Below are 26684 nucleotides of genomic sequence, written 5' to 3'. Positions count from 1 at the left end.
GGTCAGGCCTCGAAGGTGAAGGGGCTGTCAATATCGGCGAGGACGGGGGCGACGGCATCCTTGCCCGAAAGCTGTGGCGCGCCATCGAAATCCGGCCAACCGATGCCGATGCCGGGATCATCCCAGCGGAGCGCGCCCTCGGTTTCGGGGGCATAGGTGTCCGAGCATTTGTAGACGATCTCGGTGGCGGGCTCGAGCGTGAGGAAACCATGCGCGAACCCGGCCGGCACCAGCAGCATCCGCCCGTTCGCGAAGCTCAGCTCTTCACCGACCCATTTTCCGTAGGTTGGCGAGCCGGTGCGAATATCCACGGCGACATCGAAGAGCCGGCCGCGCCCGCAGCGCACAAGCTTGTCCTGGGCGCGAGGTGGTGCCTGGAAATGCAGGCCGCGGATCGTGCCCGCTTCGGCGGAGAGTGAGTGGTTGTCCTGTACGAAATCCAGGCTGATGCCTTCGACCGCGAAGCTGTCGCGATTATACGTCTCTTCGAAAAAGCCACGGTGATCGCCGAAGCGTTGCGGCGTAATCAGTTTTACCTCGGGAATTGCGAGGGGTTTGACATCAATGCCCATCGAAAAGTCTTTCAGCTATCGGTCTGTTTAAAGCCGTTCATATCGACCCGAACGGACTTGGCAGCAAGAGCAGGCGCCTGTCAACACCGATAGGCTTACTCAGCGTGATGACCGGCGCGCTCCTCGGCGTAATGCCTGCTCGCACCGCCGAAAACGCCACGAAGCTGGCCATTTGCAAGGCCAAGCTTGAACACCGCCTTGACCACGCCCCGTCGCCCCAATGCCGGGCTGGCGAGCAGCAATGCGAGCGCTTCGAGCCATTGCGTGAGCACTTCGCGCAGGGTCCGTATGGTCGATTTCCGGTTCAGCCGGACGGTGTTGATCGCCTGGTCGCGGGCGCGGGAGTAGTGATAGCGCAGGCTCAGGCGGCGGAGCGGAATCCGATCTACGACCCCGGCCTCCGGAACCCAGCCGAGGCGCGCCCCGGCAGCCGACATTTCCCGGCTGAAACGAGTGTCAGAGCCGCCAGTGTCGCGAAGGCGCTCGTCGAAACGAATGCCGTGCTCCCTTTGAGCAGAGAGGCGTAGACACCAGTTATTGGTGTAGATGTTGAGCCCGTCATCAGTGCCGGCCTCGGTGGCGTGGCGGCGGGTTCGGTTGCGCCGCTGGGCGCGATCTTGCAGATGCTCCAGCACCGCGCGGTTCCAGCCGGTCAACGCGCTGCTGTCGGCCACGGGCTCCACCGGCCCGCCGGCGAGATCGAGCCTGCGCGCCTCCATGGCGGCGACAAGCGTGGTGAGCCAGTCTTCCGCGACCGTCTCGTCATCATCCACGAAAGTCAGGAAATCGGCCTCCTGCTCAAACGCCATCGAAAGCACGCGGTTGCGCGCGAAGGGAATTCCCGGTTCAGGCTCCAGCGCGAACAGAACCGGCTCGGGAATGCTCGCGCGAAATGCCTCGACGGCCTTGGCGGCTTGATGCTCGGAATCGTTCTCTGCGAAGACAAACAGCAATTCGATCCCATCGGGCCGGGTCACCCGCGCGAGGCTGTCGAGCAAGGTTTCGAACATGACCGGCCGACGCCGGGTGATTGCCCCAACGGCTATTCGCATTGCTTGATCCCCCGAAGCAGCATCGGAATTTACACGTCCGACTAGCTTGTTTGACGGCCCATTCCAAGAGATTGCATGTGATGAACAGCCCGCCCCGCGATCGGCGCTGGCGGGCACCAACCCGCCCAAATCGTCCCGCTGACCGGCTCGATCTCTTGACATTGCGCCCCCGCGCGGGCGAATGAGCATCAATCTTCGACGGGCCGTCGTCTTCCGTGCAGATGCGCGGTTCAGGATGCGGCCTCGCAGCAAGCTCGGACACTCTACACAGATGAACGACAAGACCTCCGACATCGACAGCTTCCAGATCGCCAAACGGCTTATCCTCGAATCGATTCCGCCGCGATGGAAGCTTTACGTGTTCTCGATCTTTCTCATGACCGGCGTCGCCACCTTCACTGCGGCGCTGGCCTGGTCGACGAAACTGATCGTTAACGAGGTCTTCGTCGAAGGCAGCCTCATGCGCGCCTGGTCCGTGGCGGCATTGGTCGTCGGGGTCTCGGCGGCGCTCAGCATCTGCGAATATGGCAATGCCGTTGTCGGCAAGGTGATGAACCGCCAGATCTCGTCAAGTTACCAACGCAAGCTCTTCAATTCGCTGATCGACAAGGATCTCACCTTTTTCTCCAGAGGGCATCCGGCCGCGACGATGCAGCAGGTGTTCATCTCCGGAAAGATGGCTGCGAGCGTGGTCGTCCGGCTCTGTAACAACATGCTGACGGATATGCTCACACTGGTCGCCCTTATCGGTGTGATGGTCGTCCAGGACCCGTTCATGTCGCTCACGGCGTTGGTGCTCTTCCCGCTGATCTTCTATCTGATCACTGCCCTGTCGGGGCGGATCAAAGGCATTGCCAAGGCCGAGGCCTCGTTGCTCGGAAAGGTTCACTCGGTCGGCGTCGAGACCTTCCAGGGCATGAAAACGGTCAAGAGCTACCAACTCGAGGAGCGCACCAAATCCCGCTTCTCCGACGCGGTCCAGGCACTTGAGGATCGCATCCTCTCCATTGCCCGTATCACCGCCGCGACCATGCCGTTCATGCAGCTTCTGGGTGGGCTCGTGCTCGGGCTCTACGTGATCTATGCCTCCTGGCAGACTGTTTCAAACGGCAAGACGCCGGGCGAGTTCACAGCCTTTATTTCCGCCTTTCTGCTAGCCTATCAACCGGCCGAGCGGGTCTCCAAGACGATGGTCGACATCACGAATGCCATCGTGCTGTCGAACAACATGTTCACGATGATGGAGGTTCCGGTACGGCTCAAGGCGACAGGCGATACAACGCTTGAAGGCCGTCCGGCCTCTCTGCAATTCGACGATGTTTCCTTCAGCTACGAAGGCCGTGTTCCGGCACTCAACAATGTCAGTTTCGCGCTGGATGTAGGCGAGAACATCGCCATTGTCGGCCGCTCCGGCGCGGGCAAGACAACCCTGATCGACCTTGTTCAGCGTTTCTACGATCCGGTGAAGGGCGCGGTCCGGATCGGCGATGTCGATTTGCGCGAGCTTTCCCATGACGCGTTGCGCAATTCGACGGCGCTGATCTCGCAGGAGGTTTTCCTGTTCGAAGGCACGATCCGCGAGAACATCCTCCACGGTCGCGTCGATGCGAGCGAGGAGGAGGTCTTGGAAGTCGTGCGCGAGGCGAAGTTGGCCGAGGTGGTCGCCGGGATGCCCCAAGGACTCGACACCCAGGTTGGGGCCAATGGCGGCGCGCTTTCGGGTGGACAAAAACAACGTGTCGGCATCGCGCGGGCGCTGCTCAAACAATCCAAGATCGTCATCTTTGACGAGGCGACCTCTGCACTGGACGGTGAAAGCGAACGCGAGATCCTGAGCCGCGTGATCAAGTCCAACCCGGACAAGACGATGCTCTTTGTCTCCCACCGGCCGGCCATCCTGCAATGGGTCGACAAGGTGATGCTCATGGAAGGCGGCCAGATCATCGCGATGGACAGCCATGAGAACCTGATGGCGGGTTACCCGATCTACCGAAGCCTGTTCAACCTGGAGGCTGAGGAGGTCGAGTCCGAGGAAGCTGGGCACGCTGAGGGGACTGTTGGCTGAGGTGCCGACGGCACTCATACTTGCCTGAGGCGCAGGTGGAGTAACCGTTCGTTGCGACTGTAACCTGTGTCCGCAGGAGCGGATGATCCAGATTTGTCACGACCCGAGGCCGATGCCGTATCAAAGTGGCGGGGGAGCCGTCCTTCTGGCGCGCTGGGTTCGGCAGGCTTCCCCCTGGCGTTACCGCCCGAGCAGCCCGCGCAGCCGCGCCCCGAACCCATCCGAAGCCGACCGTTTCTTTGGTGCCCGTCCGGCGGACTTGTCGAGACCGGCACAGAATGCGTCGAAATCCCCATCCCGCGCGGCCAGCAGGAGCCCGCTCGTGCGCTTGCCGATCCGTGCGCGCAACTCGGGGGACGCCAGATCCTCGGCGTCATGCAGGGCAACGACCTCCCGAATCGCCGTGAACAGGTCCTCGCGCAGCTCTTCGGGGCATTTTCGTCCGATCCATGACAGTTGCCGTGCAGCCCAGCTCAGAAGGTCGAGCCGGAAGGCTGAATCGTGACCATGCTCCTCCAACCAGCGCTTGATGATCGCGTGATGCTGGAACATGCGCAGCAGCTTGGCATCGACATTGGCCGTGGTCTGGCCGATCCGGTTGACCCGGTGGAGGCAGAGGCGCTCGTCAACAAAGGCGAGGCGATCCGCCGACAGCAGGGCGAACCAGTGAAACGGGTTGTCTTCGTAGAAGAAATCGCCGACCGGGAAGCGCAGCCCGTGTTTCCTGACTAACTCGGCGTCGTAGAGCTTGCGCCAGGGGACGGCATTGAGCGAAAGCGCGCGGCGTCGGTTTGCTTCGTCCAGTACCAGCACGCCCTCCGGAGCGATTTCGCGCCACCGTGCCGCGTCGGGCGGCTCTGCGGTCTCACCGGTCTCGGTGTCCATGTTGAGATAGGAGCATATGGCAAGATCGGCATTGCTGGCGCTGGCCGCGGCGTGGAGCTTGCCGAACATGGTTGGATCGTAGCGGTCATCGCCGTCCGCAAAGCCGATGTAGCGGCCAGTCGCGCGCGCAATTCCGGCATTGGCGGCGGTGGCCACGCCGCCCACGGAATTCGTCTCCAGCAGCAGTGGCACGATGCGCGCGTCCCGTTCGGCGGCGGCTCGGATGCGCTCGGGCGTGCCATCGCGCGAGCCGTCATCGACGACGATGACCTCCAGATCCTCGAAATCCTGCGCAAGGATGTCATCAAGGCACTCGTCGATATAGGCCGCTATATCGTAGGCGGTCACGATTACCGAAATTTCCGGCATGTTCCGCGTCTCCCCTGCTGTTTCGGCGGCCTTCGTAGTAATCTATGCCAGTTTCAGACGCGCTGCCATCGCGCCTTTGGTTCCGGCCGGGAAACGATGTCCACTCGCCGGTTCCTGGGCCCAACGGCTGAATTGTGCCACAGTCAAAGGCGACAATTTTCATTGTTTCCGAACGAGCGGAAATGCCTTGCAGGGAGATTTTCGTTTCCCTGCGCAGGGTTGCGCGCCCAACACCGCGTTAGATGAAAAACCCTATAAATTTATAGATTTATTGCGTCCAGTCTCGGATTTTCTTGCCCCTTTCTTGACACATTTGACTCCAGAATATGGTGGCCGCGATGCCAAGGAGACGGCACGTGCGAATCTCAACCGTCGGAAGAGGGAATGAACCCGATGACCGCGACACTGCATGTTCAAGGTGCCCCGCCCGACAGCCTGCCGCCGGGGACGCCTCTGCTTCAAGGCCAATTCATAATCGATTCCTTTCTCAATGCCGGTGGGTTCGGCATCACATATCTTGCCCGCAACAGCCTGGAACGCCGGGTTGTCCTCAAAGAATGCTATCCATCGACCATGTGCTGCCGGTCGCAGGCGCAGGTGCGAGCACGCACGCGTGGACACCAGACGGAATTCGATGTCGTCGTGCGGCTTTTCGGCGAGGAGGCGCGACGGCTGGCCAAGCTGAACCATCCCAACATCGTCGGGGTGCATGATGTCTTCGAAGACAATGGCACGGCTTACATGGCGCTGGATTATGTTGAGGGGCGGGACCTGTTCGACGTGATCGAGACAGAGCCGCAGCGACTCGATCCATCCTCGATCCGGACGATGACGCAAAGGCTGTTGGAAGCGGTCGCGCATGTGCACAGCCACGATGTGCTGCACCGGGACATTTCCCCGGACAACATCCTGCTCGATGCGGGAAATGACCCGATCCTGATTGATTTTGGTGCCGCACGGGACACCGCACGGCGCGCCAGCCGGGTGCTCTCGGCGTTGCAAGTGGTCAAGGATGGCTACTCTCCGCAGGAGTTTTACCTCGCCGGCGCGGCTCAGAGCCCAGCGGGCGATCTGTATTCTTTGGCAGCGACGCTCTATCATGTTCTGACGGGTGATCCGCCGATCTACAGCCATATGCGCCTGGCCGCGCTCGCTGAACGAAAGCCGGACCCCTATGTTCCGCTGGTCGGACGGTTGCCGGACTATGACAACGCCTTTCTCTCAGCGATTGACAGGGCGTTGAAGGTCTTTGCCAAGGACCGGTTGCAGAGCGCCGAGGAATGGCTCGAGTTCATCGATGTGAGGGCGCGCCGGCGCGCGATGACCGCGCAGGTGTCGGAAGACCCGGCCGTCGCGGACCGGATCCGGAAACTGGTCGAGGACACCAATGCTGCGGTCCGGGTTGAGCAGGAGCGCGCGGCGCGGGAGACAGCCGAGACAGCGCGCCGCGAGGCAGAGGCTGCACGCGTCCGAGAGGAGGCGCGCGAGCGTCGACGGGCACAAGCTATCCGCGAGGCGGAGGAGGCAGAGCAGGCTTTGCGCTTCGCGGCGGAAGCCGAGGAAATCGCGCGCCGTGAAGCCGCAGAAGCCGAGGATCGGGCGCGTCGCGAAGCAGAGACCGCGCAAGACGACGAGGCTGAGACGCTTCAGGGCGTAGGCACTTCATCACAGGTGCAAAGGGCTGCCGGTCAAGCGGGACGCAAGTCCGCGACGCCAGGTTGGTTTTCGCGCGTGTGGCGGGGTCGGCGTTCAGCACAGACTGCCGAGAAGGTTGGCCAGATGGAGGGCTATGGGGCATGAATTTCTTTCGCAAGCGGCCCGGTGCATTGGATCGAGACGTGGGGAGCGGGCTCCGTGCCGAGGACGCGCCACACGATGAGAGCCTTGGGGAGGATTTCCTGATCGATCCCGTTGAGTTTGGCGCGGAACTTCAGACCGAACCAGCCGAACCCGTCCTTGTCCCCTATCCCAACCGTCCGGTTGCCGCGGCTGCGAAGCCGGACCCGACTGTCTCGGAGGCAGCCGAACAGCAGGGGGCAGATCCGTTCGTGGCCCGTACCCGGATGGCCGGACGGGAGGATTCCGCACCGGCGCGTCGGCGGATCTGGGATATCGAGGCCGAGACTGAGGCCCTGCCCCCAGCGGACCCGCAAGTTGCGTCCGCACCAGTGCAGGACCCGCGGGAAGAGGATCTGAATGACGAGGTCGCCCTCGCCCGAGCCCAGATCGCGCAATTCTCCAAGGCAGGACTATCCCCTGAAACGCCCACCACCGGGCAGGGCCGGGCGAAGACCCGGCTGCTTGGTTTCCAATCTGCCACACTCGCGGCGCAGGACCCCTTTGCCGTTGAGGATTCGCAAGAGGCACAACCGGTGGCGCGATTCCCCGTCGGTTGGATCGTGGTGACGGAGGGGCCTGGGCGTGGGGCCAGTTTCACTCTGGGTAATGGCGTTTCCAGCATTGGTCGCGGAGAGGATCAGGCGATCAGTCTTGACTATGGTGACGGCGCGATCTCGCGCAGAAACCACGCATCGATCGCCTTTGATGATCAGGCGAGTGCCTTCTTTCTCGGTCAGGGTGGGAAGTCCAATATCGTGCGCTTGAACGGTCGGCCGGTGCTGTCGACGGAAGATCTCAAGGATGGTGACACGATTCGGATCGGCGAGACCTGCCTGCGCTTCATCGCCCTTTGTGGTGATGAGTTCACCTGGGCCGAGAGAAAGGGAAGCGCCGATGACGCCACGCAGTGAGTTTAGCCTGGACGTTGCCACGGGGCTGAGCCTCGGGCGGAGGCAGTCGCAGGAGGATGCCGTGCTCTGCGACGTACCGCAAGTCGGGGCGGCGGGGATCGCGGTTCTGGCCGACGGGTTGGGCGGACATGTCGCCGGCGCAGTGGCCAGCCAACTTGCGGTGACGTCAGTGCGCGAGGAACTGGCAGGGCAGCGTGATGCCGCCGGCCAGATCTCCGGCGACATCCCTGTTCTTCTGGGCATGGCAGCACAGGCCGCCAACCACGCGATCATGGCCCATACCGACGCCAACCCGGACACTGCGGGAATGGGCGCAACGCTGCTTGCGACCGTGGTCCAGGACGGGCGGCTCTATTGGTTGTCCATCGGTGACAGCCCGCTTTTTCTTCTGCGCGACGGCGACCTGCGTCAACTGAACGAGGTGCATTCTCTGGCGCCACAATTCGACTTTCTGGCTCGCATGGGGGAGATGGATGCGGCTGTTGCGGCCCATCACCCGGATCGCAGTTGTCTGACTTCCGCGCTTGGGATCGAACCTTTGCGGCAGGTCGATTGTCCGGCGCGTGGGGTGGAGCTGTTGGCAGGGGATCTGATCCTTGCCGCCAGTGACGGGGTCTTGACGTTGTCGCAAGAGGACATTTCCCAATCCCTGACTGTCCTCCCGGAAAGTTCCGCAACGGATCTGGCTGAACGGTTGCTGGCACGAGTCGAGTTGGCGGGCGATGCGGAGCAGGACAATCTGTCTGTGGCCGTACTGCGCGCACTTCCGATGCCAGCACCGGTGTCGCAGGCAGGTGGATTGAAACGGCTGCTTGCGCGGCTTCTTGCCTTGGGCCGGCCGAGCCGGTCGCGTCCGCCGCTGGCTGGGCAGGGGATTGGCGCGCTGGCGTCCTTGAAGTCGGCACGGGTCGAGGTTGCGGAGCCGAGCAAGTGATGCGGACGGCAGGCGAGCCCCGCGCGTTGGCGCAGCTGACGGCCGCATTGGCTGGTGGCAGCTTGCCGCGAACAGCGCAACAGATGGGCGAACGTGTGCTGGAACGGCTGACGAGCCCGGTCCGGATCGCCGTACTCGGACGTCCAGAGGCCGCGCCGGCTGCGCTGGTCAATGCGCTCCTTGGGCGCAAGGTGCTGTTGGAAAGCTTGAATATGCCGCCGATGGAGCTGCGCTTCGGCACGGGTATGGAAGTTGAAATTGTCTCCGGAAGCGGACGGGAGCAGAGCGTTGCCCAGGCCGAGTTCGAGCGTATTGATCCCCTGACCCTGGCTCTGGCCCGGCTGTCAGCACCGCTGCCCATGCTGGAAAAGGTCTCTTTTTTAGTTGTCGAGCTGGAGGGTGAGACGTCAGAACTCGACTCTGCGATTGGCTGGGCCGCGCGGCGCGCGGATATGGCGATCTGGGTCGCAGAGGTGTTGCAGGAGCGCGAACGCGCCTGGTGGCGCCGGCTGCCGGAAGGCCTTCTGGATCATGCATTCCTCGTTGCCACGGCGCAGGCAAAACCGATGGAGGCGGTCGGGGGCACGTCCTTCGGAGGTCGTTTCCGGGGCGCGCATCTAACAGGGCCGGGTCCGGGTTGGGCGGCGCGGATGGATGGCTTCCGCAGCGAGCTACTGGACCATGTCAGCAACGCGCGGCGCGAGGACCTCGAAGGGGCGCTGGCCCTTCTTGAGCGGTACCACGAAGTCCAGCAGACTCCTGATGAAGCGTTGCCCGAGGAGGCGCCCGACTTTTCCGACCTGTTGGATCCGGTTCCATCGGAGCGAGGTGCCGACGGTGCTACCCGTTCCGGCCCGACAGCCGAAATCGTCACCTTTCTTGCGGCCCAGGCCTGCGAGCTGTCCGCCCTCTGCGACAGTCCCAATGCAGAGGCGATGGAACGGGCCGCACCGGCTATTCTGGAGCTCTGTTCGGAATCGATCGAGGCCTGTGGCGAGATGGCTGCATCTGTCGGCGGCCCCGTAGCGGAGGTGCTTGAGGAAGCCTGCAACCTGATCTTGCTGATGCAGATCGAGGCAACCCCTGAGGCCATGGGGGATGCGGTGTCGCTCATGACCCAGATCCGGCATGAATGCGAGGCCCTGCTGTGCGCGTGAGAACAGACTGTTTCGGATTGCAGATACAAGCCATCGTTTCGCCACTTTCCAGCCGTTTCCGAGGCGCGGCATCGCAGCATCGTGGGACGGACAATCTCGATTGGAGGGACCATGCCGGGTGAGGGAGCATTTGCCTATGACGGGCCGGGCACGACCCCGGTGACGTCCATTGCCGAGAACGCGGATGAGCCGATTGGTGATCTTCCAGCCGATCTCGCGGTTGAATGCGATGCGGCCGCGTCGCTCTTTCGGATGTGCCTGGAGGGGCTTTCTCCTGCTTTGGCACAGCGGACCGAGGTTCTCGAGATCCTCGACGAGCTGATCGCGCAGGCCGACTCCGAGACCGCCGTGTCAGCGCAGCGCCTGCGAAAGGATCTCTGCGGGCTCGAACCGGCGGTGACGATGATCGGTCAGGTCAAGGCAGGCAAAACGAGCCTCGTCAATGCCATGATCGGTGCGCCGGGCCTGCTGCCGGCGGACGTCAATCCCTGGACATCTGTTGTAACGTCGCTCCATGTCTGCCCAGAGGCAACCGCATTGCCATATGCGGCGCGGTTCAGCTTCTTCGAACCGGAGGATTGGGACCGCCTGACACGTAAGGGCGGTCGGATCGGCGAATTGGCCGGACGGTCGGGGGCCGAGGAGGAGGCGGAGAAGATCCGAGCCCAGATCGAGGCGATGCGAGATAAGACCCGACGTCGACTGGGGCGCAAGTTCGAGCTTCTGTTGGGCACGAGCCATGAATATGGAAAACTCAGCAAGGATTTGATCGAACGTTATGTCTGCCTCGGAGATGATTTCGAGGATGAGGAGGCCGGGCCGGAGAGCCAGGGCCGTTTCGCCGACATCACGAAGGCGGCCGAGCTGAACATCGCTCGGCCGGACTGGCCGATGGGTTTGTGTCTGCGCGACACTCCCGGCGTGAACGACACGTTCATGATGCGCGAGCAGATCACAATCGGAGCGATTCGCGACAGCCGTCTCAGCGTTGTCGTGCTCTCGGCGCATCAGGCGTTGAGCGCGGTTGACATGGCGTTGATCCGGCTGATTTCCAACGTGCGCTCCCGCGAAGTCATCATCTTCGTAAATCGCATCGACGAGTTGTCAGATCCGGTGCGTCAGATCGAGGAGATTCGCGAGAGTATCCGTGAGACATTGCGGGCACATCACGGGCCGCATGAAGCACAAATCGTTTTCGGATCAGCACATTGGGCGAATCTAGCGCTGAAGGGCGATCTGAGCGTGCTTGATGACGAGGCAAGCGAGGTGTTGCTCGGCTACGCGGAGCATGTTGCGCACCAGATGGAACGGGAGTTTGGAGCATTGGAGCTGATCTGGTGGCTGTCCGGCGTGCCGGCGCTCTACGGTGCAATCTGGAACCGCGTAACGGAAGGGGCGGCGCGCGAGCGGCTGCAAAGCGTCTCCCGGGCGGCGATGAACCTGGCGACAGGCCTGTCGGCCGCTGCGGCGGCCAGTCCCGGCGAGGCCGCCGCCGCACATGTCGGTGATATCGATGTTCCTACTATGGAACAGGCGCTTGGGGCGCTTGAAGGGCAGGCGATATCAGAGTTGGACCGTGCACTTCAGGCGGCGCTGGAGGCTGCGGGCCAACGGCTGGAGCGAGCTCACCAGAGTTTCCTGGAGCGGGCAACGGCAGCGTTGCTCAAGCACCTCGACAGCTATGGCGAGATGTCACCATGGAGTTACGACCCGGCTGGACTGAGGCTTCTTTTGCGCTCCGGGTTCCAGGTCTTTGCGCGCCAGTTGCGCGGATCGGCAACCGCTTCGAGCGCGGCGGCTGCGGAGCAGATCGCAGGCATCTATGCCCGTGCGCTTGGTCGTTCCGTGGTAGATTTCAACATCCAGCCACCGGTGTTACCGCGCCTTGCGCCGCCGGTTCTGATCGGCCAGACCATCGCGTTGGATCTCAAGGGAAACTGGTGGCGCCGTTGGTGGAGCCGTCGGCGCGGCTATGAACGCTTTGCTCCGGAGTTCCACGCCATGATCGAGGCGGAGACGCGCCCAATTGTGACGGCGCTGAAGGCAGCGCATTGCGAGGCGGCGGCGCTGGAAATTCGGCAGTGTCTTCAAGGATTTTTTGACGATCAGCGGGCAATACTCGCCAATATTGGGCTACGCGCGACTGGCGGCGGACATGCCGCCGCGCAACCCGGCCCCTCTTCTGAAGCGTTGGCCGAGGCTGTGGCCCGGCTGAGCCGTTTCGCGGCCTGAGACAGGAAGGATCGTGCCATGTTCTACAATCCCGAACTAAAGGTCGAGACGCCGACGATGCCAAACGCCCCGACCCCCGCGCCCGCCTGTGCGGAGGCGAAGATTGGACGGCGCCCGCGAATCGCCATCATGGGCGAGTTTTCCGCCGGCAAAAGCACACTGACCAATATGTTGATCGGTTCCAGTGCGCTTCCGGTGAAGGTCACGGCAACGCAATTGCCGCCAGTCTGGTTGAGCTTCGGCACAGGTGCGCCGCGAGGAGTAGGACTCGATGGAAAGCGTTTCTCCGTCGATTTCGACCGCATTGGAGACATCCCGCTTGCCAGGACGGAGTTCCTCGAGGTGGAGCGGCAGGCGAGTGTGCTGGAATTGTGCGACATCATCGATTTTCCAGGTATTTCAGATCCGAATATGCCTGCGGAGGTCTGGCGTCGCGTAATCTCTCGTGCCGATGCGGTGATCTGGTGCTCTCATGCCGTGCAGGCCTGGCGGCAGAGCGAAGCGGCCGTTTGGGATGAGATGCCGCTGGAACTGCAGGAACGTAGCTTCTTGCTGCTGACGCGGATGGACAAGCTGACCGAGGAGCGGGATCGTCGGCGGGTGCTGGCGCGGGTTCGGCAAGAGACCGAGGGGCTCTTTGCCGAGGTATTTCCGATTTCCCTTACGCGCGCACTGGCTGCAGGCGAGGACAGTGCCGCTTGGGAGGCCAGCGGTGCGGAGGCATTCATGTCGGCATTGCTCGATCTCGTCATGACCATGTCCAAGCAGCTCGGGCAGGAGATTCCGACGGTTCCAGCGATGACCGAAGCGGATAATGCGCTTTGGGAAGCCGAGGAAGCTGCAACGCGACCGGCCGAAGCTGCACAAGCGCTGAATCCGGAAGCCATCGAGAAGGATGCAGGCGAGTCGTCCGGCGGACCGGCGCGGGTCATTCCACGTCGTGTCAGCCCGTCTGGAAGTCGCCGGCGTCACCTTCGCCCGGAACCGGGTGAGGACCGGCTTGCGGAGATCTTCCGATAGGGGCGAAACCGTCAAGGGTAGGAAAGGCGAAAGGTTTTTGCGGCATACCGGAAGGGTGATCTACCCGACTCTCTGACTGGAAGGCCGCAATCGATGTCTCTTGTCGAAAAAATGAGCCGTTTGCACCGGGACCTTCCCGGTTGCCGCTCTGTGCTGTTCGGCGATACTGGGACCGGCATTGTGCTGCGCGCCTGTGCGGATGCGGATCTGCGTCAGGAAGACCATGATTCCTGCATGGACGATGCGGCGGACTGGCTTGGTCCGAACGCGGAGCAGTTAGGCGCTCTCGTTTTTGGAACGGATTCCGGGGACGCCCGAGTTTCAGAGGCGATCCTTCTGGACGGCTCGGAGTTGCGTGTTTTCCGGCGCTACGGTGAGAATTCCTGTGATGTGATCTGTGTTCGATCCGGGGAAACGGCCGGAGCGGTGCAGGTTTCCAACGCCTTGCGGCTGCTTGTGAATTCCGATGGGTAGCCCGTCGCGCATCGATCCGTCCGGTGGGGGGGGTGTTGATGGTCATGCTGACCTGCAGCGGATGATCGAACGTCTTGGCGCGTCCAGCGCGTGTTTCCGAAATGGGGCGCGGGCAGTGACCTCCAGCGGGGACGATACGTGCCTTTGCATTCTCGATGAGTTCGATGAAGTGGTGATGGCGCGTCGATTGGAGTTCAGGAATGGTTGCGGCGAACAGCTGTTGGTCGAAATGCGCAATCGGCGGTTGCACCGGGCGGATTTCGCCTCCGCTCGAGAGGACTCGGTTGCGGTCGGCGAGTTCGATGCCGTATCTCTGAGTTATGCAGGGGCGGAGACGCTGCACGCCTTTTTGTCCGCTCTGCGCGCCTTCTGCGCGCCCGAGGGGCTCTGGGTCCGTTCCATGTGCGCCGTCAGTCCGGCCGATCCGGATGAAACCGGTGTATCTATCGGCACGCTTCGATACTTGCTTGCGCAGGCACCGGAGACTTCGTGCCAGGAAGTGACGGAGCGCGCGCCATTCAATACTGGTGTGAGCCGAGTTGGACTTGCGGACTTCCTTGCGGATGAATCGTCCTGGCTTGAGGCCGGGCTGCTGGTCTCCAATGGGCAGGAGTGTCCGGTGCGCGGGGTCAGCGATCAGCTGGTCGGGTTGTCCAAGGCGCTGGAAACTGCTGGTGCGCGGCTTGCGTCCCGCGCTGTGCAGCCTGCGGCTGTTTTCCTGGAAGCCGCTGGCGAGAGGGGAGAGCATCTCGCTTTTCTTGCCTATGGGTCGGAGCGGCTTGCCCTTCTTGTCAGCCCCTCTGGAAAAGACGCGTTCTTGTCGCGTTGGTCGGAATGGCTGGCAGCTTGCGATATTGCAAAGAAGGCTTTCTTGGCCACGTGAGGCCAAGTTCGGGCATGTCTCGGCGGCTCCAGAGATGTGACTCCACAAAAGAACAAAACAGGAATATCCTTCGCGAAATCGGTGTTGTCTACGCATGCCGTCCGTGTGGCGCCGTTCAGGCGGCTCTTGTCAGACGGTGTTCAGTGGAGGGAGCAAATGGGCTTCGCGGAACTTTCGGCGCTATCGAATTTCAGCTTTCTGTCGGGCGCGTCGCATCCGGAGGAATATATGGAGCGCGCGGCGCTGATCGGCTTGTCCGGGTTGGTCATTGCCGACGAGAATTCGGTTGCCGGAATCGTGCGCGCGCATGTCAAGGCGCGCGACATTGCCCGACTTGTGACCGAACGCAAGGAATCCGAGGCGCGCGTCGGCCGGATTGGACCTCCGGCACCGCCCGACTGCCCCTCGGTGCCGGAGGTGGATATCTATAACGCGCCCCGCCTGATTCCGGGCGCGCGGATCGTCACCGAGGAGGGGTTCCAGTGCACGGCGCTTCCCCGGGACCGGGCAGGCTGGGGACGGCTCTGCCGGCTGACTTCTCTTGGCCGCTTGCGCGCGGAGAAGGGGGAATGCCGCCTCGGGTTGCCGGATCTGCTGGATTGGGGCGCCGGGATGGAATTGTTGCTGCACCCGCCGGACTTGCCCGTCTTGCCACCAAAAACCACGTCGGAGTGCGGCGCGGGCGATTGGCAGCAACAGGCGAAACGGTTGACGCGCCGCTTCGGGAGCGCCGTGCATCTTCTGTTGGCGCCGCAATATGACGGCCGTGACCCGGAGCGGTTCGAGCTGCAGACGCGGCTCGCCGATGAGCTCGATATCGCCACCGTCGCCTCCGCCGCGCCGCGCATGCATGTCGGTCGCCGTCGCAAGCTTGCCGATGTGCTCACGGCCATTCGCACCGGCTGCCGCATCGAAGACCTCGGTCGCACGGCCCTTTCCAATGGCGAACAGCGCCTGCGCGGCGAGGCGGAGCTGCGTGAGATCTTTGGCTCCCATACCGCCGCGCTTGACCGCGCGGCCATGGTCGTCGACCGCTGCCGTTTCTCCCTCGACGAGCTGCGTTATGAATACCCCTCCGAAGTTGCTGCCGGAGAGAGTGCGGCCGAGCGCCTCTTCCGCCTCGCCCATGCCGGCCTGCGCTGGCGCTACCCCGCCGGAGCTCCGGATAAGGTTCGCAAACAACTCGCCCATGAACTCGATCTCATCGCCCGCCTGCAGTACGAGCCCTATTTCCTTACCGTCCATGACATCGTCGACTTTGCCCGCTCCCGCGACATCCTTTGCCAGGGCCGCGGCTCGGCGGCCAATTCGGTGGTCTGCTACTGCCTCGGCGTCACCTCGGTCTCGCCCGAAATCGGCACCATGGTCTTTGAGCGATTCGTCTCCGAGGCGCGCGGCGAGCCGCCCGATATCGACGTGGATTTCGAGCACGAGCGCCGCGAGGAGGTGATCCAGCATATTTACGAGCGCTATGGCCGCCACCGTGCCGGGCTCTGCGCCACCGTGATCCATTATCGCGGCAAACGCGCCGTGCGCGAGGTCGGCCGGGCCATGGGACTCTCCGAGGACACGGTCTCGGCGCTGGCCAGCCAGATCTGGGGATGGGGCTCGCTCAAGGGCACCGAGGCCGAGCGCATGCGTGAGATCGGGCTGGATCCGCGTGACCGCCGTCTTGCGCAGACCATGGCGCTGATTCAGGAGATTCAGGGCTTCCCGCGTCACCTGTCGCAACATGTCGGTGGGTTTATCGTCACCAAGGGACGACTCGACGAGCTCTGCCCGGTGGAAAACGCCACGATGGAGGACCGCACGGTCATCCCCTGGGACAAGGACGATATCGACGCGCTCGGCATCCTCAAGGTCGATGTGCTCGCCCTCGGCATGCTCACCGTCATCCGCAAGGCCTTTGACCTGATCGGCCACCATCACGGCACCGGCTACACGCTGGCCACGCTGCCGCCCGAGGATCCGACCGTCTATGACATGCTGTGCAAGGCGGACAGCCTTGGCGTCTTTCAGGTCGAAAGCCGGGCGCAGATGAACTTCCTGCCCCGGATGAAGCCGCGCAGCTTCTATGATCTCGTCATTGAGGTCGCCATCATCCGCCCTGGCCCGATCCAGGGCGACATGGTCCACCCCTATCTGCGCCGTCGCAATGGCGAGGAGGCGGTCGTCTTTCCCTCGGACGAACTCGGTGCGGTGCTGGCGAAAACCCTCGGCGTTCCGCTCTTCCAGGAACAGGCGATGCAGATCGCAATTGTGGGGGCCGGTTTCTCCGCCGAAGAAGCAGATCGACTGCGTCGCTCGCTGGCGACCTTCAAGAAGCATGGCAATGTCAGCGAGTTCCGCGATCGTTTCATGTCTGGCATGCGCCGCAACGGCTACGAAGAGGATTTCGCCGCCCGTTGCTTCAGCCAGATCGAAGGGTTCGGATCCTATGGCTTCCCCGAAAGCCACGCCGCGAGCTTCGCGTTGCTCGTCTATGCCTCCGCCTGGCTCAAGCGCCACCATCCGGGCGTCTTTGCCTGCGCGTTGCTGAATTCCCAGCCGATGGGGTTCTATGCCCCGGCCCAGATCGTTCGCGATGCCCGCGAACATGGCGTCGAGATCCGCCCCGTCGATATCAATCTTTCCTATTGGGACAATGTGATGGAGCCGGACGGGCGCGGTGGTTTGGCGCTTCGTCTCGGGTTGCGGCAGATCCGCAAGATGCGGGAGGAGGAAGCACATTGGGTGGTGGCCGCGCGTGGCAATGGGTATCGCAGCGTCGAGGATGTCTGGCGGCGCGCCGGGGTGCCGCCTGCCCTGCTAGACGCGCTCGCCGAGGCCGATGCTTTCGCGCCGCTTGGCGTGTCCCGTCGCGAAGCACTCTGGGCCGCGCGAGCGCTCCGGGCCGCGCGGCCCCTGCCACTCTTTGCCGGCGATCTGGAAGGTGAAGGGGGGCAGGATCCCGCGCCCAGGCTTCCTGAGATGACATTGGGGGAGGACGTCGTTGAGGATTATGTGTCGATGCGCCTGACCCTTCGGACACATCCGCTTGCCCTTCTGCGCGGACGATTGACGCCGGGTGGGTCCACGGCACGAAAAAAGGGCAATCGTCCCGCCCGAACGATTGCCCCATAAGGCCCGGAGGAAGGGCCGCTACGCCTTGGTCAGGGAGACCAGGGACGTCATCCTGTAATTCCCGTCGGTCGATATCGAGACAGCTTGCGCTTCGATATCCTCGGCAAAGCTCCGATCGGCAGAGGCCGAGCCGAAACTGTCACCGTAATTGGTCCATTCGGTCCGCTCGTCCAAGCCGATCCAATCGACATTCTGGCTCGCCGGATTGATGGAGGTTGCGACGCCGAGCACAAGCCCATCCGCGAACACGTCGATGGCATTGTCTGTCCCAAGTCCACTGGCGGCCACGGCCGAGGCGGGGGCGACATTGCCCAGGACCCATACATGGATGCCCAGTCGAGATTGCACACTGCCATGAGTGACAACCACATCCTGCGCCCCGGCTGGCGCATTGGTGACATAGCCAAAGCGGATATAGTTGCTATAGGCCTTGTTCAGTTCGAGCAGGGTCGCGGTCTGGCCGCCGATGGTCATCTCGCTCAAGGCGTCTGCCGAGGTATCGCCCCGGCATGCTGCAGCAATGAAGACCGTACCGCCGTCGCCCATGTCGATATCGCTGAAGGAATGCGAGGTGCCATCATCTGTCGTGCAGGCGAAATTCGTCGACAGGATGGTAGCCGCGCCGGCATCCGGCATCGCGCTCGCGGTGGCTGAGGCGATGCCGGTTCCAACCGCATTGATCGCACTGACCCGGTAGAAATAGGTCGTGCCGTTGGTCAGGCCGCTATCGGTATGGTTCGGCACAGCCGACACCGCGTCGCTCAGCGTGTTCCAGTTGGCGCCGTCCAGCGACCGCTCGATGTGATAATCGGTGATTGGCGACAATCCGGTCATCGGAGCAGACCAGGCAAGAGCAACCTGTTGGTTTTCCGCCATCGCAGAGAGATCGGTGACGATACCTGGCACTGTCGGTTTATTTGCGCGCGCCACCGGCAGGGCGTCGAAGTAGCGAGAACCGATCAGGCGCAGGGAGGCCGCGTCGAAATGAAGCCCGTCACCGATACTCGCAAGGCGCGTCGGTTCGGTCGTGTCGACAGTGGCGGTATACATCATCCGGTTCGGAACATCCTGGATGGTTGTGTTCACCGCTGCGTTCTCGGCGCTGGCATCGGAGAAGTCGGGGAGAAGTTCGCCGAGAATGAAAGGGGTCGCGGACGAGGCGACCGCGATTTCCTCACGAAGCCCGACGATCGTCGCCTCGAGTTCGTCGCGATAGCTGGCCAGACCCGAGTCGCGCTCGCCCTGGTGCCAGAGAATGGCGCCAAGCTGGAAGCTTGGATTGTCCGCGAAAAGCGCGTTGGCGCGGGTGACGAGATCGGCATAGAGCGGCTCACCGACGCCCCATTGGCCATCCGAGAAGCCGGTGCCGCCTTGGGCCGCCGGAAGAAAGACCAGGTCGACATTGGGATAGGCAGCCTTGAAGTCGATGGCGAATTGCAGGTCGAGACCCATATCGCCGGCAATCGCGTCATGATGATCGAGCGGAGCAGACGCAGCCACGATCTGGCCGTTGCGGTCATATTGAGCGACGCCATCGGGATAGGAGGCGCCCCCGTCGAAACTGGCCCGCCCCACCATGTTGCTTTGCCCGGCAAGGATGATGACCTGCGTCGTGGTCTGGGAGCCTGTGATCGGCCGCACCATGCCTGAAACAAGCGGTCGCACAATGGAACTGGCAGTGGTCATGAAGGAGCCTCCTTTTACAGGCGATTGTCGCCAAAGCGGTTAACGAAGGGACAACAGACCGGGCGGTGCAGAGAGACAGGGGATGAAATGCAGCATGGGATGCATCTGCGAATCAGCCCGAACCACACTGTTTTCAGGTTGCGTAAATTAAAGGCATTCGAATTGGGTCCCAGAAATCTGTAATATTTCGAGAAAAAGTATCCGTTTGGAAAATTTGGGTCAGGAAGTCTGACAAAAATTCCCGGACCCGCCCATGCTACCGTCGGCGACAACAAGGAGATGCACGATGATCAAGACGCCCTACCTGCTCTTTCTCGGCGATGCGCCGGATCAACTCACCGCAAAAGTTGCTCAGGGAATCAAGGACTGGCGCCCGGATTTTGCCGTTGGTCAGTTCCGCATGGACGGCTGCAAGGCGGATATGGGCTTGGCCGACATGACTTTGGACGAGGCTTGGGCAGCCGGCGCGAAGACGCTTGTCATCGGTGTGGCCAATCGCGGCGGCGTGATCTCGCCGGAATGGCGCCATGTGCTGGCGGAGGCTCTTCTCAAGGGATTTGACCTCGCTTCGGGCCTGCACAATCTGCTCTCCGATGAGCCCGAACTGGTCGAGATTGCCAAGGCTGAGGAGCGCGCGATGCATGATGTACGCGTGCCGGAGATCGACTACCCGATCGCCAATGGCAAGAAGCGGACGGGCAAGCGTTGCCTCGCCGTCGGCACCGACTGTTCGGTCGGAAAGATGTATACTGCGCTGGCGATGGATGCGGAGATGCAGGCGCGCGGCATGAAAGCCACCTTCCGCGCCACGGGTCAGACCGGCATCCTGATCACCGGCGACGGTGTTCCGCTCGACGCGGTGATCGCCGATTTCATGGCCGGCGCCGTCGAATGGTTGACGCCGGACAATGATCCCGACCACTGGGATCTGATCGAAGGGCAGGGGTCGCTCTTCCACGCCTCCTATTCCGGTGTGACCATGGCGCTGGTCCATGGCGGGCAGCCCGACGCGCTGATCCTCTGCCACGAGCCGACACGCGAACATATGCGCGGCCTGCCCGACTTCACCCTGCCGAGCCTGCAGGAACTGCGCGATCTCGCGATGACGCTGGCCTCCCGGGTCAACCCGGAGGTCAAGGCGGTCGGCATTTCGGTGAACACACAGCATCTCCCGGAAGAGGAGGCCAACAGCTATCTCGCCGAACTTGAAGCCGAAATGGGCCTGCCGGCCGTCGATCCTTTCCGCCACGGGGCAGGCAAGCTCGTGGACGCGCTGGCTGCGCTCGACTGAACCCGGTTCAACCGGGTATAGGGCGGGAAGAGACAAGGATGGAGGCCGGCGATGCGGGTTGAAGTAACGGCAGACGTGTTCAAGCTGGCGCAGGCCTTCACGATCTCGCGGGGATCACGGACGGAGGCAAAAGTGCTGACGGTCCGGATCGAAAAAGATGGCATCTGCGGGCAGGGCGAATGTGTTCCCTATGCGCGCTATGGCGAGAGCCTCGAGAGCGTGACAGCCCAGATCGAAGCGTTGCCCGAAAGGTTCGACCGCGCTGCCCTGCAGGATCTGCTCGCACCCGGCGCGGCCCGCAATGCCGTCGATTGCGCGCTCTGGGATCTGGAGGCCAAGCAAGCCGGTCGGCCCGTCTGGGACCTGGCCGGGTTGATCGCGCCGGGGCCGCTCGAGACCGCCTACACGCTGTCGCTGGACAGCCCCGAGGCGATGCAGGCCTCCGCCGCCGAGAACGCGCATCGCCCGCTCCTGAAGATCAAGCTCGGGACGCCCGATGATATGCCGCGCCTTGAGGCCGTCCGCGCCGGGGCGCCGAAACCGCGGATCATCGTCGATGCCAATGAGGGTTGGTCGGCAGAGGTTTATGCCGATCTCGCGCCGCATCTGCAGCGCCTCGGCGTGGCGATGGTCGAGCAGCCGTTGCCGGCGGGCGAGGATGACGGGCTTCTTGGGCTCGAGCGCCCGGTGCCGCTTTGCGCTGACGAATCCGTGCATGACCGCGCATCGCTGGGCAAGCTCAAGGGCAAGTACGACCTGATCAACATCAAGCTCGACAAGACCGGTGGGCTGACCGAAGCGCTGAAACTGCGCGCGGAGGCTGAGGCGGCAGGCTTCGGCATCATGGTCGGTTGTATGGTTGGTTCGTCGCTGGCCATGGCGCCGGCGGTGCTGCTCGCGCAGGGCGCGGCCGTGGTCGATCTCGACGGCCCGCTGCTGCTGGCCGAGGATCGGGATGTCCCGTTGCTCTATGATGCGGCGGGTGTGCATCCGCCTGTTGCCGCACTCTGGGGCTGAGAAGCGAAGCCGCTTGACCGGGCGCGCGCAAGCGCTCAAGACGCGGGTAAGGATCATGAGGAGAAGACAGTGAGCCGCATCGTTTACGTGAACGGGGAGTATCTGCCCGAGGAAGAAGCCAAGGTTTCAGTGTTCGACAGGGGCTTTCTCTTTGCCGATGGCGTCTATGAAGTGACCTCGGTGCTCGGCGGCAAGCTGATCGATTTCGAGGGCCACAAGATCCGTCTGCAGCGATCGCTGAACGAGCTGGACATGCCCGCCCCCGAGGCGATGGATGACCTGCTGGAAATCCACCGCGAACTGGTGACGAAGAACGAGATCGAGGACGGTCTCGTCTATCTCCAGATCACGCGCGGCGCCCCGTCGGATCGCGATTTCGCCTTCCCGGGCCCCGACGTGAAGCCGACACTGGTGCTCTTCACCCAGAACAAACCCGGGCTGGCAACCGCGCCTCTGGCGAAGGTCGGCATCAAGGTGATCTCGGTCGAGGACATTCGTTGGGGCCGCCGCGACATCAAGACGGTCCAGCTTCTCTACCCCTCCATGGGCAAGATGATGGCCAAGAAAGCCGGCGCGGACGATGCTTGGATGATCGAGGATGGGTTTGTCACCGAAGGCACCTCGAACAACGCCTATATCGTCAAGGGCAACAAGATCATTACGCGCGCACTGTCCAACGACATTCTGCACGGGATCACCCGTGCCGCGGTGCTCCGCTTCGCCCGTGAGGCGCAGATGGAGGTTGAGGAGCGCAATTTCACCATCGAGGAAGCCAAGGAGGCCGACGAGGCCTTCATCACCTCCGCCTCGATGTTCGTCATGCCGGTCGTGTCCGTCGATGGCGTGACCCTGGGCGATGGTACGCCCGGCAATGTCGCCCCGCGCCTGCGCGAGATCTATCTCGACGAGAGCCTGAAAACCGCAATCTGATCCCGGATCAAGCAGCAGCAGGAAGAGATCGAGCGGCCTCCGGGCCGCTCTTTTCATTTCCGGACAGCGCGTCAATCGGCCCGCGCTGTGGATCGAAACCGTTCTTGCCTTCGCGGCAGATCCCCCGCAAGAAACCGTGAGCAGCGCCATGGGCATGCCGATCCGACCGGGAGGAGGGATGGCCGACAGGTCTCGACCCGCCGATCGCGCATTCGACTGCCCGCTCAGACAACTTCGCACCCAAGGAGACGCCATGTCCGCCACGATTGTCATCGGTCCCTATAGTGAGGCCGACCAAACCGCCCTTCGCGACGCTTTCTCTCCGATCTTCATCGACGCTCCGGCGGCCTTGTCCGACCTTGATGCGGCAGTGCGCGAGGCCACGACCGCCGTTGCATTCAAGGGGCACAACGCCTTTGACGGCGCTGCGATGGACCTGCTTCCCAATCTTGGCCTGATCGCCAATTTCGGTGTCGGTTACGATGCCATTGACGTCGCCGCCGCCGATGCGCGCGGGATCAAGGTCACCAACACGCCAGACGTGCTCAATGACGACGTGGCGGATCTTGCCGTCGCCATGCTGCTGATGCGCGGCCGCGAGATGGAACATGCCTCGAAATGGGCGCGGTCTGGCGAATGGAAGAAAAAGGGCGAGTACAGGCTCAACCGCAAGGTCAGCGGCGGCAAGGCCGGGATCGTCGGGCTTGGCCGGATCGGGCGCGAGATCGCGGATCGCCTCGCCGCCTTCAAGATGGATATCCATTATTTCGCCCGCTCCGAGAAGGAGACGCCCGGCTGGACCTTCCATGCCGATCCGGTCTCGCTGGCGAGAGAGGTCGATTACCTGATAGTGGCGCTGGTCGGTGGCCCGGATACGGCGAATTTCGTTTCCGCCGAGGTGATCGAAGCGCTCGGCCCGCGCGGCATTGTCGTCAATATTTCCCGTGGCAGCACCGTCGATGAAAGCGCCCTTCTCGATGCGCTGGAACAAGATCGGATCTATGGCGCTGCGCTCGATGTCTTTGTCGGCGAGCCCGATATCGACCAGCGTTTCTACGCATTGGAGAATACCGTGATCCAGCCGCATCAGGGCTCCGGCACGGTCGAGACTCGTGCGGCGATGTCAAAGCTCCAGCGGGATAATGTGTCCGCCTTCCATGCCAGCGAAGCACTGCTGACGCCGGTGAACTGAACCGTTTGGGGGCGGGCCTTCCGCCCCCAAACGCCTTTCCTCAGGCAAGCCAGGCCAGGGACAGAAGCGACAGGACAGAGGTCCAGATGATCACCGGCGCGATCTGGTCGGTGCGCACGCCATGCAGCATAGCCAGCGCGAAAGCCATCGCCCCGGAGGGACCCGCGGCGCAGAGCAGCAGGAGCGTGTTCCATTCCTCTGGCCTCTCCCCGAGATGCAGCATCACCCAGGCCAGCGCCGGGAAGCCTATGAGCTTCAACGCGGAGATGGCTGTGACGGTGGGCGTCGGCAGGAGGCTTTGGCCGGAGAGAATCACCCCGAGCGCGAAGAGCGTCATCGGCGCGGCCGCGGCACCGGCGAAATCTAGGGCTGTCATCACCGGTGCAGGCACTGTCAGGGCGACGATGTTGCAGAGCAAGCCAAGCAGGACGGCAATGAGAACCGGATTTCCGGCGATCCGCTTCAGCGTCTTCCCGGTCGACCCGCCGCGATTGACCAACAGATCGGTTGTGATGATGAAGAAGGGAAAGCTGACCGCTGAATCCCACGCCACGACCGCCCGGATCGGGATGCCTGCCTCCCCGTCATGCATCAGCTGCGCGATCGGCAATATGTAGAGCACCGAGTTGACGAAGACGACGGCCATCGCCAGCAGCCAGGCTTCGATCACGTCCCGTCGCAACAGGAGATGCGCCACCGCGAAGGCAAGGGCAAAGAGCACGACCTGACAGCCGACATAGATCGCCATCGCATCGACGCGGAATTCCGAAAAATCCAGACCACTCACCAGCGGAAAGAGCAGGGCGGGCTGCAGCACGAGGAAGCCGACGCGATTGATCGCGGCCGCCTCCTCCCGGCTTATCTTGTTGGCGCGACCGAGCAGGAAACCCAGGGCCAGCATCGAGAAGACCGGGAGGATCTGGTGGGTCAGGACATGAAGCATGCGTCGGGACCTGTCAGAGCAGTCCTCGCCCGGCCAGGTTGCGCATCAGGGCGGCGATGCCGAAGCGCCATTCCGGGCACTCGGTCGAGAGTCCGACCCTGTTGCGAAGCTCGCCAAGCGCGGGTTCGGAGATCGTGACCAGGTCGCCTTCGTGATGGGTGAAGCCCTGTCCCGGGGCATCGCGATCCTGCACCGGGGCAAAAAGCGTGCCGAGGAACAGGAAGAAGCCGTCGGGATACTGGTGGTGTCGACCGATGGTCTGCGCGACGAGATCGGCCGGGTCGCGGCTGATCTGGGACATCGAGGAATGACCGTCGAGCATGAACCCGTCCGCGCCTTCGACCTTCAGCGTCAGCTCGGCCTTGCGGATATTGTCGAGGGTGAATGTCTCGTCGAAGAGCCGCAGGAACGGGCCGATCGCGCAGGAAGCGTTGTTGTCCTTGGCCTTGCCGAGCAGCAGCGCCGAGCGGCCCTCGACATCGCGCAGGTTCACGTCGTTGCCCAGCGTCGCGCCGCAGATTTCGCCGCGCCCGTTCACAGCCAGCACGATCTCCGGCTCTGGATTGTTCCATTTCGACATCGGGTGCAGGCCAACCTGAGCGCCCCAGCCGAGCGAGGACATTGGTTGCCCCTTGGTGAAGACCTCGGCATCCGGCCCGATCCCGACCTCGAGATATTGCGACCAGAGCCCTTCGGTCTGCAGAAGCGCCTTGACCTCCGCTGCCTTCTCCGAGCCGGGTTCGATCCCCGATAGGCTGTCGCCGATCAGTGCGCCGACCTTCTCGCGGATCGCCGCCGCGCTGTCCGGATCGCCCGCAGCCTGTTCCTCGATGACCCGTTCGACCATGCTTGCAGCAAATGTCACGCCGCAGGCCTTGATCGCTTGCAGATCCGGCGGGGCCAGCAAGTGCAGCGCGTCCTCGCCAGCGTCTGGTGTGGAGCCTGTGACCAGGTCGGAGAGCGAGCAGATCACCTCGCCGGCAACGGAGCGCGCGGTTTCGGTCGGGTTGGCGGTGTCCAGCAGCGCCTGCATGGTCGACAAGTCGCGGCTGGTGATGTCGATCACGGATGCGCCGTCGAGCCGGACAAGCGCAGGACCGATGCCGGGGCGCCAGACACGGCCGACAAGCGTGGCCTCGGGGGTTGGGTTGGAAAGCGGCAGCATGGGTTTCTCCTGTCTTACTTGCCCCAACGGAGCACGATCGGATCGAGCGGGCGCAGCAATTCGAGCAGCATCGCGGCGGTGTCCGGATGGAGCGGTGGGATCGGGTGGCGGCAGAAAGCCGAGCCGATCACGCCCCCTTCGACCATCGCCACCTTGGCAGAGCGGAAGCCGCATTGCCGGTTCTCGTGATTGATCGCCGGGAGCACGCGGGAATAGCCCGCGATGGCTGCTGCGCGGTTGCCGGAGAGGAAGTCGCGGATCACCGGGCCAATCAGGTCGGGGATCATTGCGGAGGTCATGCCGCCGGTCGCGCCGGCATCGAGATCGGCCAACAGCGTGATCGCCTCCTCGCCGTCGAACGGGCCCTCGATGGCGTCGCCGCCCTCGGCAATGAGGGCGCGGAGCTTGGCTGCGGCTTGCGGGCATTCGATCTTGAAGAGCTTCATCATCTCGATCTCGTGCGCCATGCGCACCAGCAGCGGCACCGGCACGTCGACGCCTGAGAGCGGAGCGTCCTGCAGCATGATCGGGATGCCGACCTCGCCCACAGCGCGGAATTGTTCGAAGGTCTGCTCTGCCGTGCCTTTCAGCGACGCGCCATGATAGGGCGGCATCATCATCACGATGGCGGCACCGAGATCCTTCGCAAAGCGTGCCCGTTCGACCACGATCGGCGTGGCGAAATGGCTGATGGTGACAATCACCGGAACCCGACCGGCGACATGTTCGAGCGACAGCCGGGTCAGGGTTTCCCGTTCGGCATCCGAGATGAGGAACTGTTCGGAGAAATTCGCCAGGATACAGATGCCGTCGACACCCATGTCGATCATGCAGTCGAGCACACGTTTCATACCCTCCAGGTCGACGCTGCCATCGTCATGAAAGGGTGTGGGGGCGACCGGCCATATGCCGGAATAGGGTCGCTTGGTCATGGAGCCTCCAGG

The 26684-nt window shown here is 62.9% G+C and carries 21 protein-coding genes; 14 read left to right on the top strand and 7 right to left on the bottom strand.

Annotated elements, in window-relative coordinates; translation table 11 throughout:
• Positions 1-2: 2 nt before the first annotated feature.
• Entirely contained in the window at positions 3-572 is a 570-nt protein-coding gene (rfbC, locus tag R3X27_RS00530; RefSeq protein WP_317706855.1) for a dTDP-4-dehydrorhamnose 3,5-epimerase, read from the bottom strand.
• 95 nt (positions 573-667) lie between these two features.
• A complete protein-coding gene (locus tag R3X27_RS00525) occupies positions 668-1624 on the bottom strand; it encodes a glycosyltransferase (protein WP_317706854.1) in 957 nt (318 codons plus the stop codon).
• Between the two features lie 271 nt (positions 1625-1895).
• Between R3X27_RS00525 and R3X27_RS00520 the strand changes: the two genes are divergently transcribed.
• A complete protein-coding gene (locus R3X27_RS00520; protein ID WP_317706853.1) occupies positions 1896-3689 on the top strand; it encodes an ABC transporter ATP-binding protein in 1794 nt (597 codons plus the stop codon).
• A 180-nt stretch (positions 3690-3869) separates the two neighbouring features.
• Here R3X27_RS00520 and R3X27_RS00515 read toward each other — a convergent pair whose 3' ends face one another.
• Positions 3870-4943: a glycosyltransferase family 2 protein gene (locus R3X27_RS00515; protein ID WP_317706852.1), complete on the bottom strand. Its 1074-nt coding sequence runs from the start codon at positions 4941-4943 to the stop codon at positions 3870-3872.
• A gap of 384 nt (positions 4944-5327) precedes the next feature.
• On the opposite strand from R3X27_RS00515, the gene R3X27_RS00510 reads away from it, so the two are divergent.
• The 9 genes from R3X27_RS00510 (at position 5328) to R3X27_RS00470 (ending at position 17516) form a co-directional block, all read left to right on the top strand.
• On the top strand, positions 5328-6743 hold the full coding sequence (locus R3X27_RS00510) for a serine/threonine-protein kinase (protein WP_317706851.1): 1416 nt from the start codon (positions 5328-5330) through the stop codon (positions 6741-6743).
• Positions 6740-7693 carry an FHA domain-containing protein gene (locus tag R3X27_RS00505; RefSeq protein ID WP_317706850.1) on the top strand — a complete coding sequence of 318 codons (954 nt, stop codon included), beginning with the start codon at positions 6740-6742 and terminating at the stop codon, positions 7691-7693. Before R3X27_RS00510 ends, R3X27_RS00505 begins: the two co-directional genes overlap by 4 nt.
• Positions 7677-8627: a PP2C family protein-serine/threonine phosphatase gene (locus R3X27_RS00500; protein WP_317706849.1), complete on the top strand. Its 951-nt coding sequence runs from the start codon at positions 7677-7679 to the stop codon at positions 8625-8627. Before R3X27_RS00505 ends, R3X27_RS00500 begins: the two co-directional genes overlap by 17 nt.
• Complete coding sequence (locus tag R3X27_RS00495; RefSeq protein ID WP_317706848.1) at positions 8624-9784, top strand: hypothetical protein; 1161 nt, start codon at positions 8624-8626, stop codon at positions 9782-9784. Before R3X27_RS00500 ends, R3X27_RS00495 begins: the two co-directional genes overlap by 4 nt.
• 111 nt (positions 9785-9895) lie before the next feature.
• On the top strand, positions 9896-12016 hold the full coding sequence (locus R3X27_RS00490) for a dynamin family protein (RefSeq protein WP_317706847.1): 2121 nt from the start codon (positions 9896-9898) through the stop codon (positions 12014-12016).
• Between the two features lie 18 nt (positions 12017-12034).
• Positions 12035-13036: a dynamin family protein gene (locus R3X27_RS00485; RefSeq protein WP_317706846.1), complete on the top strand. Its 1002-nt coding sequence runs from the start codon at positions 12035-12037 to the stop codon at positions 13034-13036.
• A gap of 111 nt (positions 13037-13147) precedes the next feature.
• Positions 13148-13510 (top strand): hypothetical protein, encoded by a 363-nt coding sequence (locus tag R3X27_RS00480; protein ID WP_317706845.1) that lies wholly within the window; start codon positions 13148-13150, stop codon positions 13508-13510.
• 175 nt (positions 13511-13685) lie between these two features.
• Positions 13686-14393, top strand: a complete 708-nt coding sequence (locus R3X27_RS00475) for a hypothetical protein (protein WP_317706844.1) — start codon at positions 13686-13688, stop codon at positions 14391-14393.
• 156 nt (positions 14394-14549) lie between these two features.
• Positions 14550-17516, top strand: coding sequence for an error-prone DNA polymerase (locus R3X27_RS00470; protein ID WP_317706843.1), 2967 nt, complete (start codon positions 14550-14552; stop codon positions 17514-17516).
• A gap of 18 nt (positions 17517-17534) precedes the next feature.
• Here the strand turns inward: R3X27_RS00470 and R3X27_RS00465 are convergent, their stop codons facing one another.
• Positions 17535-19202, bottom strand: a complete 1668-nt coding sequence (locus R3X27_RS00465; RefSeq protein WP_317706842.1) for a sialate O-acetylesterase — start codon at positions 19200-19202, stop codon at positions 17535-17537.
• Positions 19203-19488: 286 nt separating this feature from the next.
• Here R3X27_RS00465 and dgcN point away from each other — a divergent pair, with 286 nt between their 5' ends.
• The 4 genes from dgcN (at position 19489) to R3X27_RS00445 (ending at position 23632) form a co-directional block, all read left to right on the top strand.
• A complete protein-coding gene (dgcN, locus tag R3X27_RS00460; protein WP_317706841.1) occupies positions 19489-20493 on the top strand; it encodes an N-acetyltransferase DgcN in 1005 nt (334 codons plus the stop codon).
• A gap of 51 nt (positions 20494-20544) precedes the next feature.
• Positions 20545-21510, top strand: a complete 966-nt coding sequence (gene dgcA, locus R3X27_RS00455) for an N-acetyl-D-Glu racemase DgcA (RefSeq protein WP_317706840.1) — start codon at positions 20545-20547, stop codon at positions 21508-21510.
• Between the two features lie 69 nt (positions 21511-21579).
• Entirely contained in the window at positions 21580-22440 is an 861-nt protein-coding gene (locus R3X27_RS00450; protein ID WP_317706839.1) for a D-amino-acid transaminase, read from the top strand.
• Positions 22441-22693: 253 nt separating this feature from the next.
• On the top strand, positions 22694-23632 hold the full coding sequence (locus R3X27_RS00445) for a 2-hydroxyacid dehydrogenase (protein WP_317706838.1): 939 nt from the start codon (positions 22694-22696) through the stop codon (positions 23630-23632).
• A 40-nt stretch (positions 23633-23672) separates the two neighbouring features.
• Here R3X27_RS00445 and R3X27_RS00440 read toward each other — a convergent pair whose 3' ends face one another.
• Genes R3X27_RS00440 through R3X27_RS00430 form a run of 3 tightly spaced genes read right to left on the bottom strand, consistent with a single transcriptional unit; the run spans position 23673 to position 26672 of the window.
• On the bottom strand, positions 23673-24575 hold the full coding sequence (locus R3X27_RS00440; protein ID WP_317706837.1) for an AEC family transporter: 903 nt from the start codon (positions 24573-24575) through the stop codon (positions 23673-23675).
• 13 nt (positions 24576-24588) lie between these two features.
• Positions 24589-25740: a fumarylacetoacetate hydrolase family protein gene (locus R3X27_RS00435; RefSeq protein ID WP_317706836.1), complete on the bottom strand. Its 1152-nt coding sequence runs from the start codon at positions 25738-25740 to the stop codon at positions 24589-24591.
• Between the two features lie 14 nt (positions 25741-25754).
• Entirely contained in the window at positions 25755-26672 is a 918-nt protein-coding gene (locus R3X27_RS00430; RefSeq protein WP_317706835.1) for a dihydrodipicolinate synthase family protein, read from the bottom strand.
• Positions 26673-26684: the final 12 nt, after the last annotated feature.

It is taken from the genome of Tropicimonas sp. TH_r6 (genome assembly GCF_033101155.1).
GTDB lineage: Bacteria > Pseudomonadota > Alphaproteobacteria > Rhodobacterales > Rhodobacteraceae > Tropicimonas.
This window is presented reverse-complemented; position numbering and strand designations above follow the sequence as displayed.

Coding starts and splice junctions, on each gene's coding strand:
- R3X27_RS00480 (WP_317706845.1), top strand. CDS start 13,148: ATGAGCCGTTTGCACCGGGACCTTCCCGGTTGCCGCTCTGTGCTGTTC.
- rfbC (WP_317706855.1), bottom strand. CDS start 572: ATGGGCATTGATGTCAAACCCCTCGCAATTCCCGAGGTAAAACTGATT.
- R3X27_RS00490 (WP_317706847.1), top strand. CDS start 9,896: ATGCCGGGTGAGGGAGCATTTGCCTATGACGGGCCGGGCACGACCCCG.
- R3X27_RS00475 (WP_317706844.1), top strand. CDS start 13,686: ATGGCGCGTCGATTGGAGTTCAGGAATGGTTGCGGCGAACAGCTGTTG.
- R3X27_RS00520 (WP_317706853.1), top strand. CDS start 1,896: ATGAACGACAAGACCTCCGACATCGACAGCTTCCAGATCGCCAAACGG.
- R3X27_RS00515 (WP_317706852.1), bottom strand. CDS start 4,943: ATGCCGGAAATTTCGGTAATCGTGACCGCCTACGATATAGCGGCCTAT.
- dgcN (WP_317706841.1), top strand. CDS start 19,489: ATGATCAAGACGCCCTACCTGCTCTTTCTCGGCGATGCGCCGGATCAA.
- R3X27_RS00505 (WP_317706850.1), top strand. CDS start 6,740: ATGAATTTCTTTCGCAAGCGGCCCGGTGCATTGGATCGAGACGTGGGG.
- R3X27_RS00470 (WP_317706843.1), top strand. CDS start 14,550: ATGGGCTTCGCGGAACTTTCGGCGCTATCGAATTTCAGCTTTCTGTCG.
- R3X27_RS00440 (WP_317706837.1), bottom strand. CDS start 24,575: ATGCTTCATGTCCTGACCCACCAGATCCTCCCGGTCTTCTCGATGCTG.
- R3X27_RS00510 (WP_317706851.1), top strand. CDS start 5,328: ATGAACCCGATGACCGCGACACTGCATGTTCAAGGTGCCCCGCCCGAC.
- R3X27_RS00435 (WP_317706836.1), bottom strand. CDS start 25,740: ATGCTGCCGCTTTCCAACCCAACCCCCGAGGCCACGCTTGTCGGCCGT.
- R3X27_RS00500 (WP_317706849.1), top strand. CDS start 7,677: ATGACGCCACGCAGTGAGTTTAGCCTGGACGTTGCCACGGGGCTGAGC.
- R3X27_RS00485 (WP_317706846.1), top strand. CDS start 12,035: ATGTTCTACAATCCCGAACTAAAGGTCGAGACGCCGACGATGCCAAAC.
- R3X27_RS00430 (WP_317706835.1), bottom strand. CDS start 26,672: ATGACCAAGCGACCCTATTCCGGCATATGGCCGGTCGCCCCCACACCC.
- R3X27_RS00445 (WP_317706838.1), top strand. CDS start 22,694: ATGTCCGCCACGATTGTCATCGGTCCCTATAGTGAGGCCGACCAAACC.
- R3X27_RS00465 (WP_317706842.1), bottom strand. CDS start 19,202: ATGACCACTGCCAGTTCCATTGTGCGACCGCTTGTTTCAGGCATGGTG.
- dgcA (WP_317706840.1), top strand. CDS start 20,545: ATGCGGGTTGAAGTAACGGCAGACGTGTTCAAGCTGGCGCAGGCCTTC.
- R3X27_RS00525 (WP_317706854.1), bottom strand. CDS start 1,624: ATGCGAATAGCCGTTGGGGCAATCACCCGGCGTCGGCCGGTCATGTTC.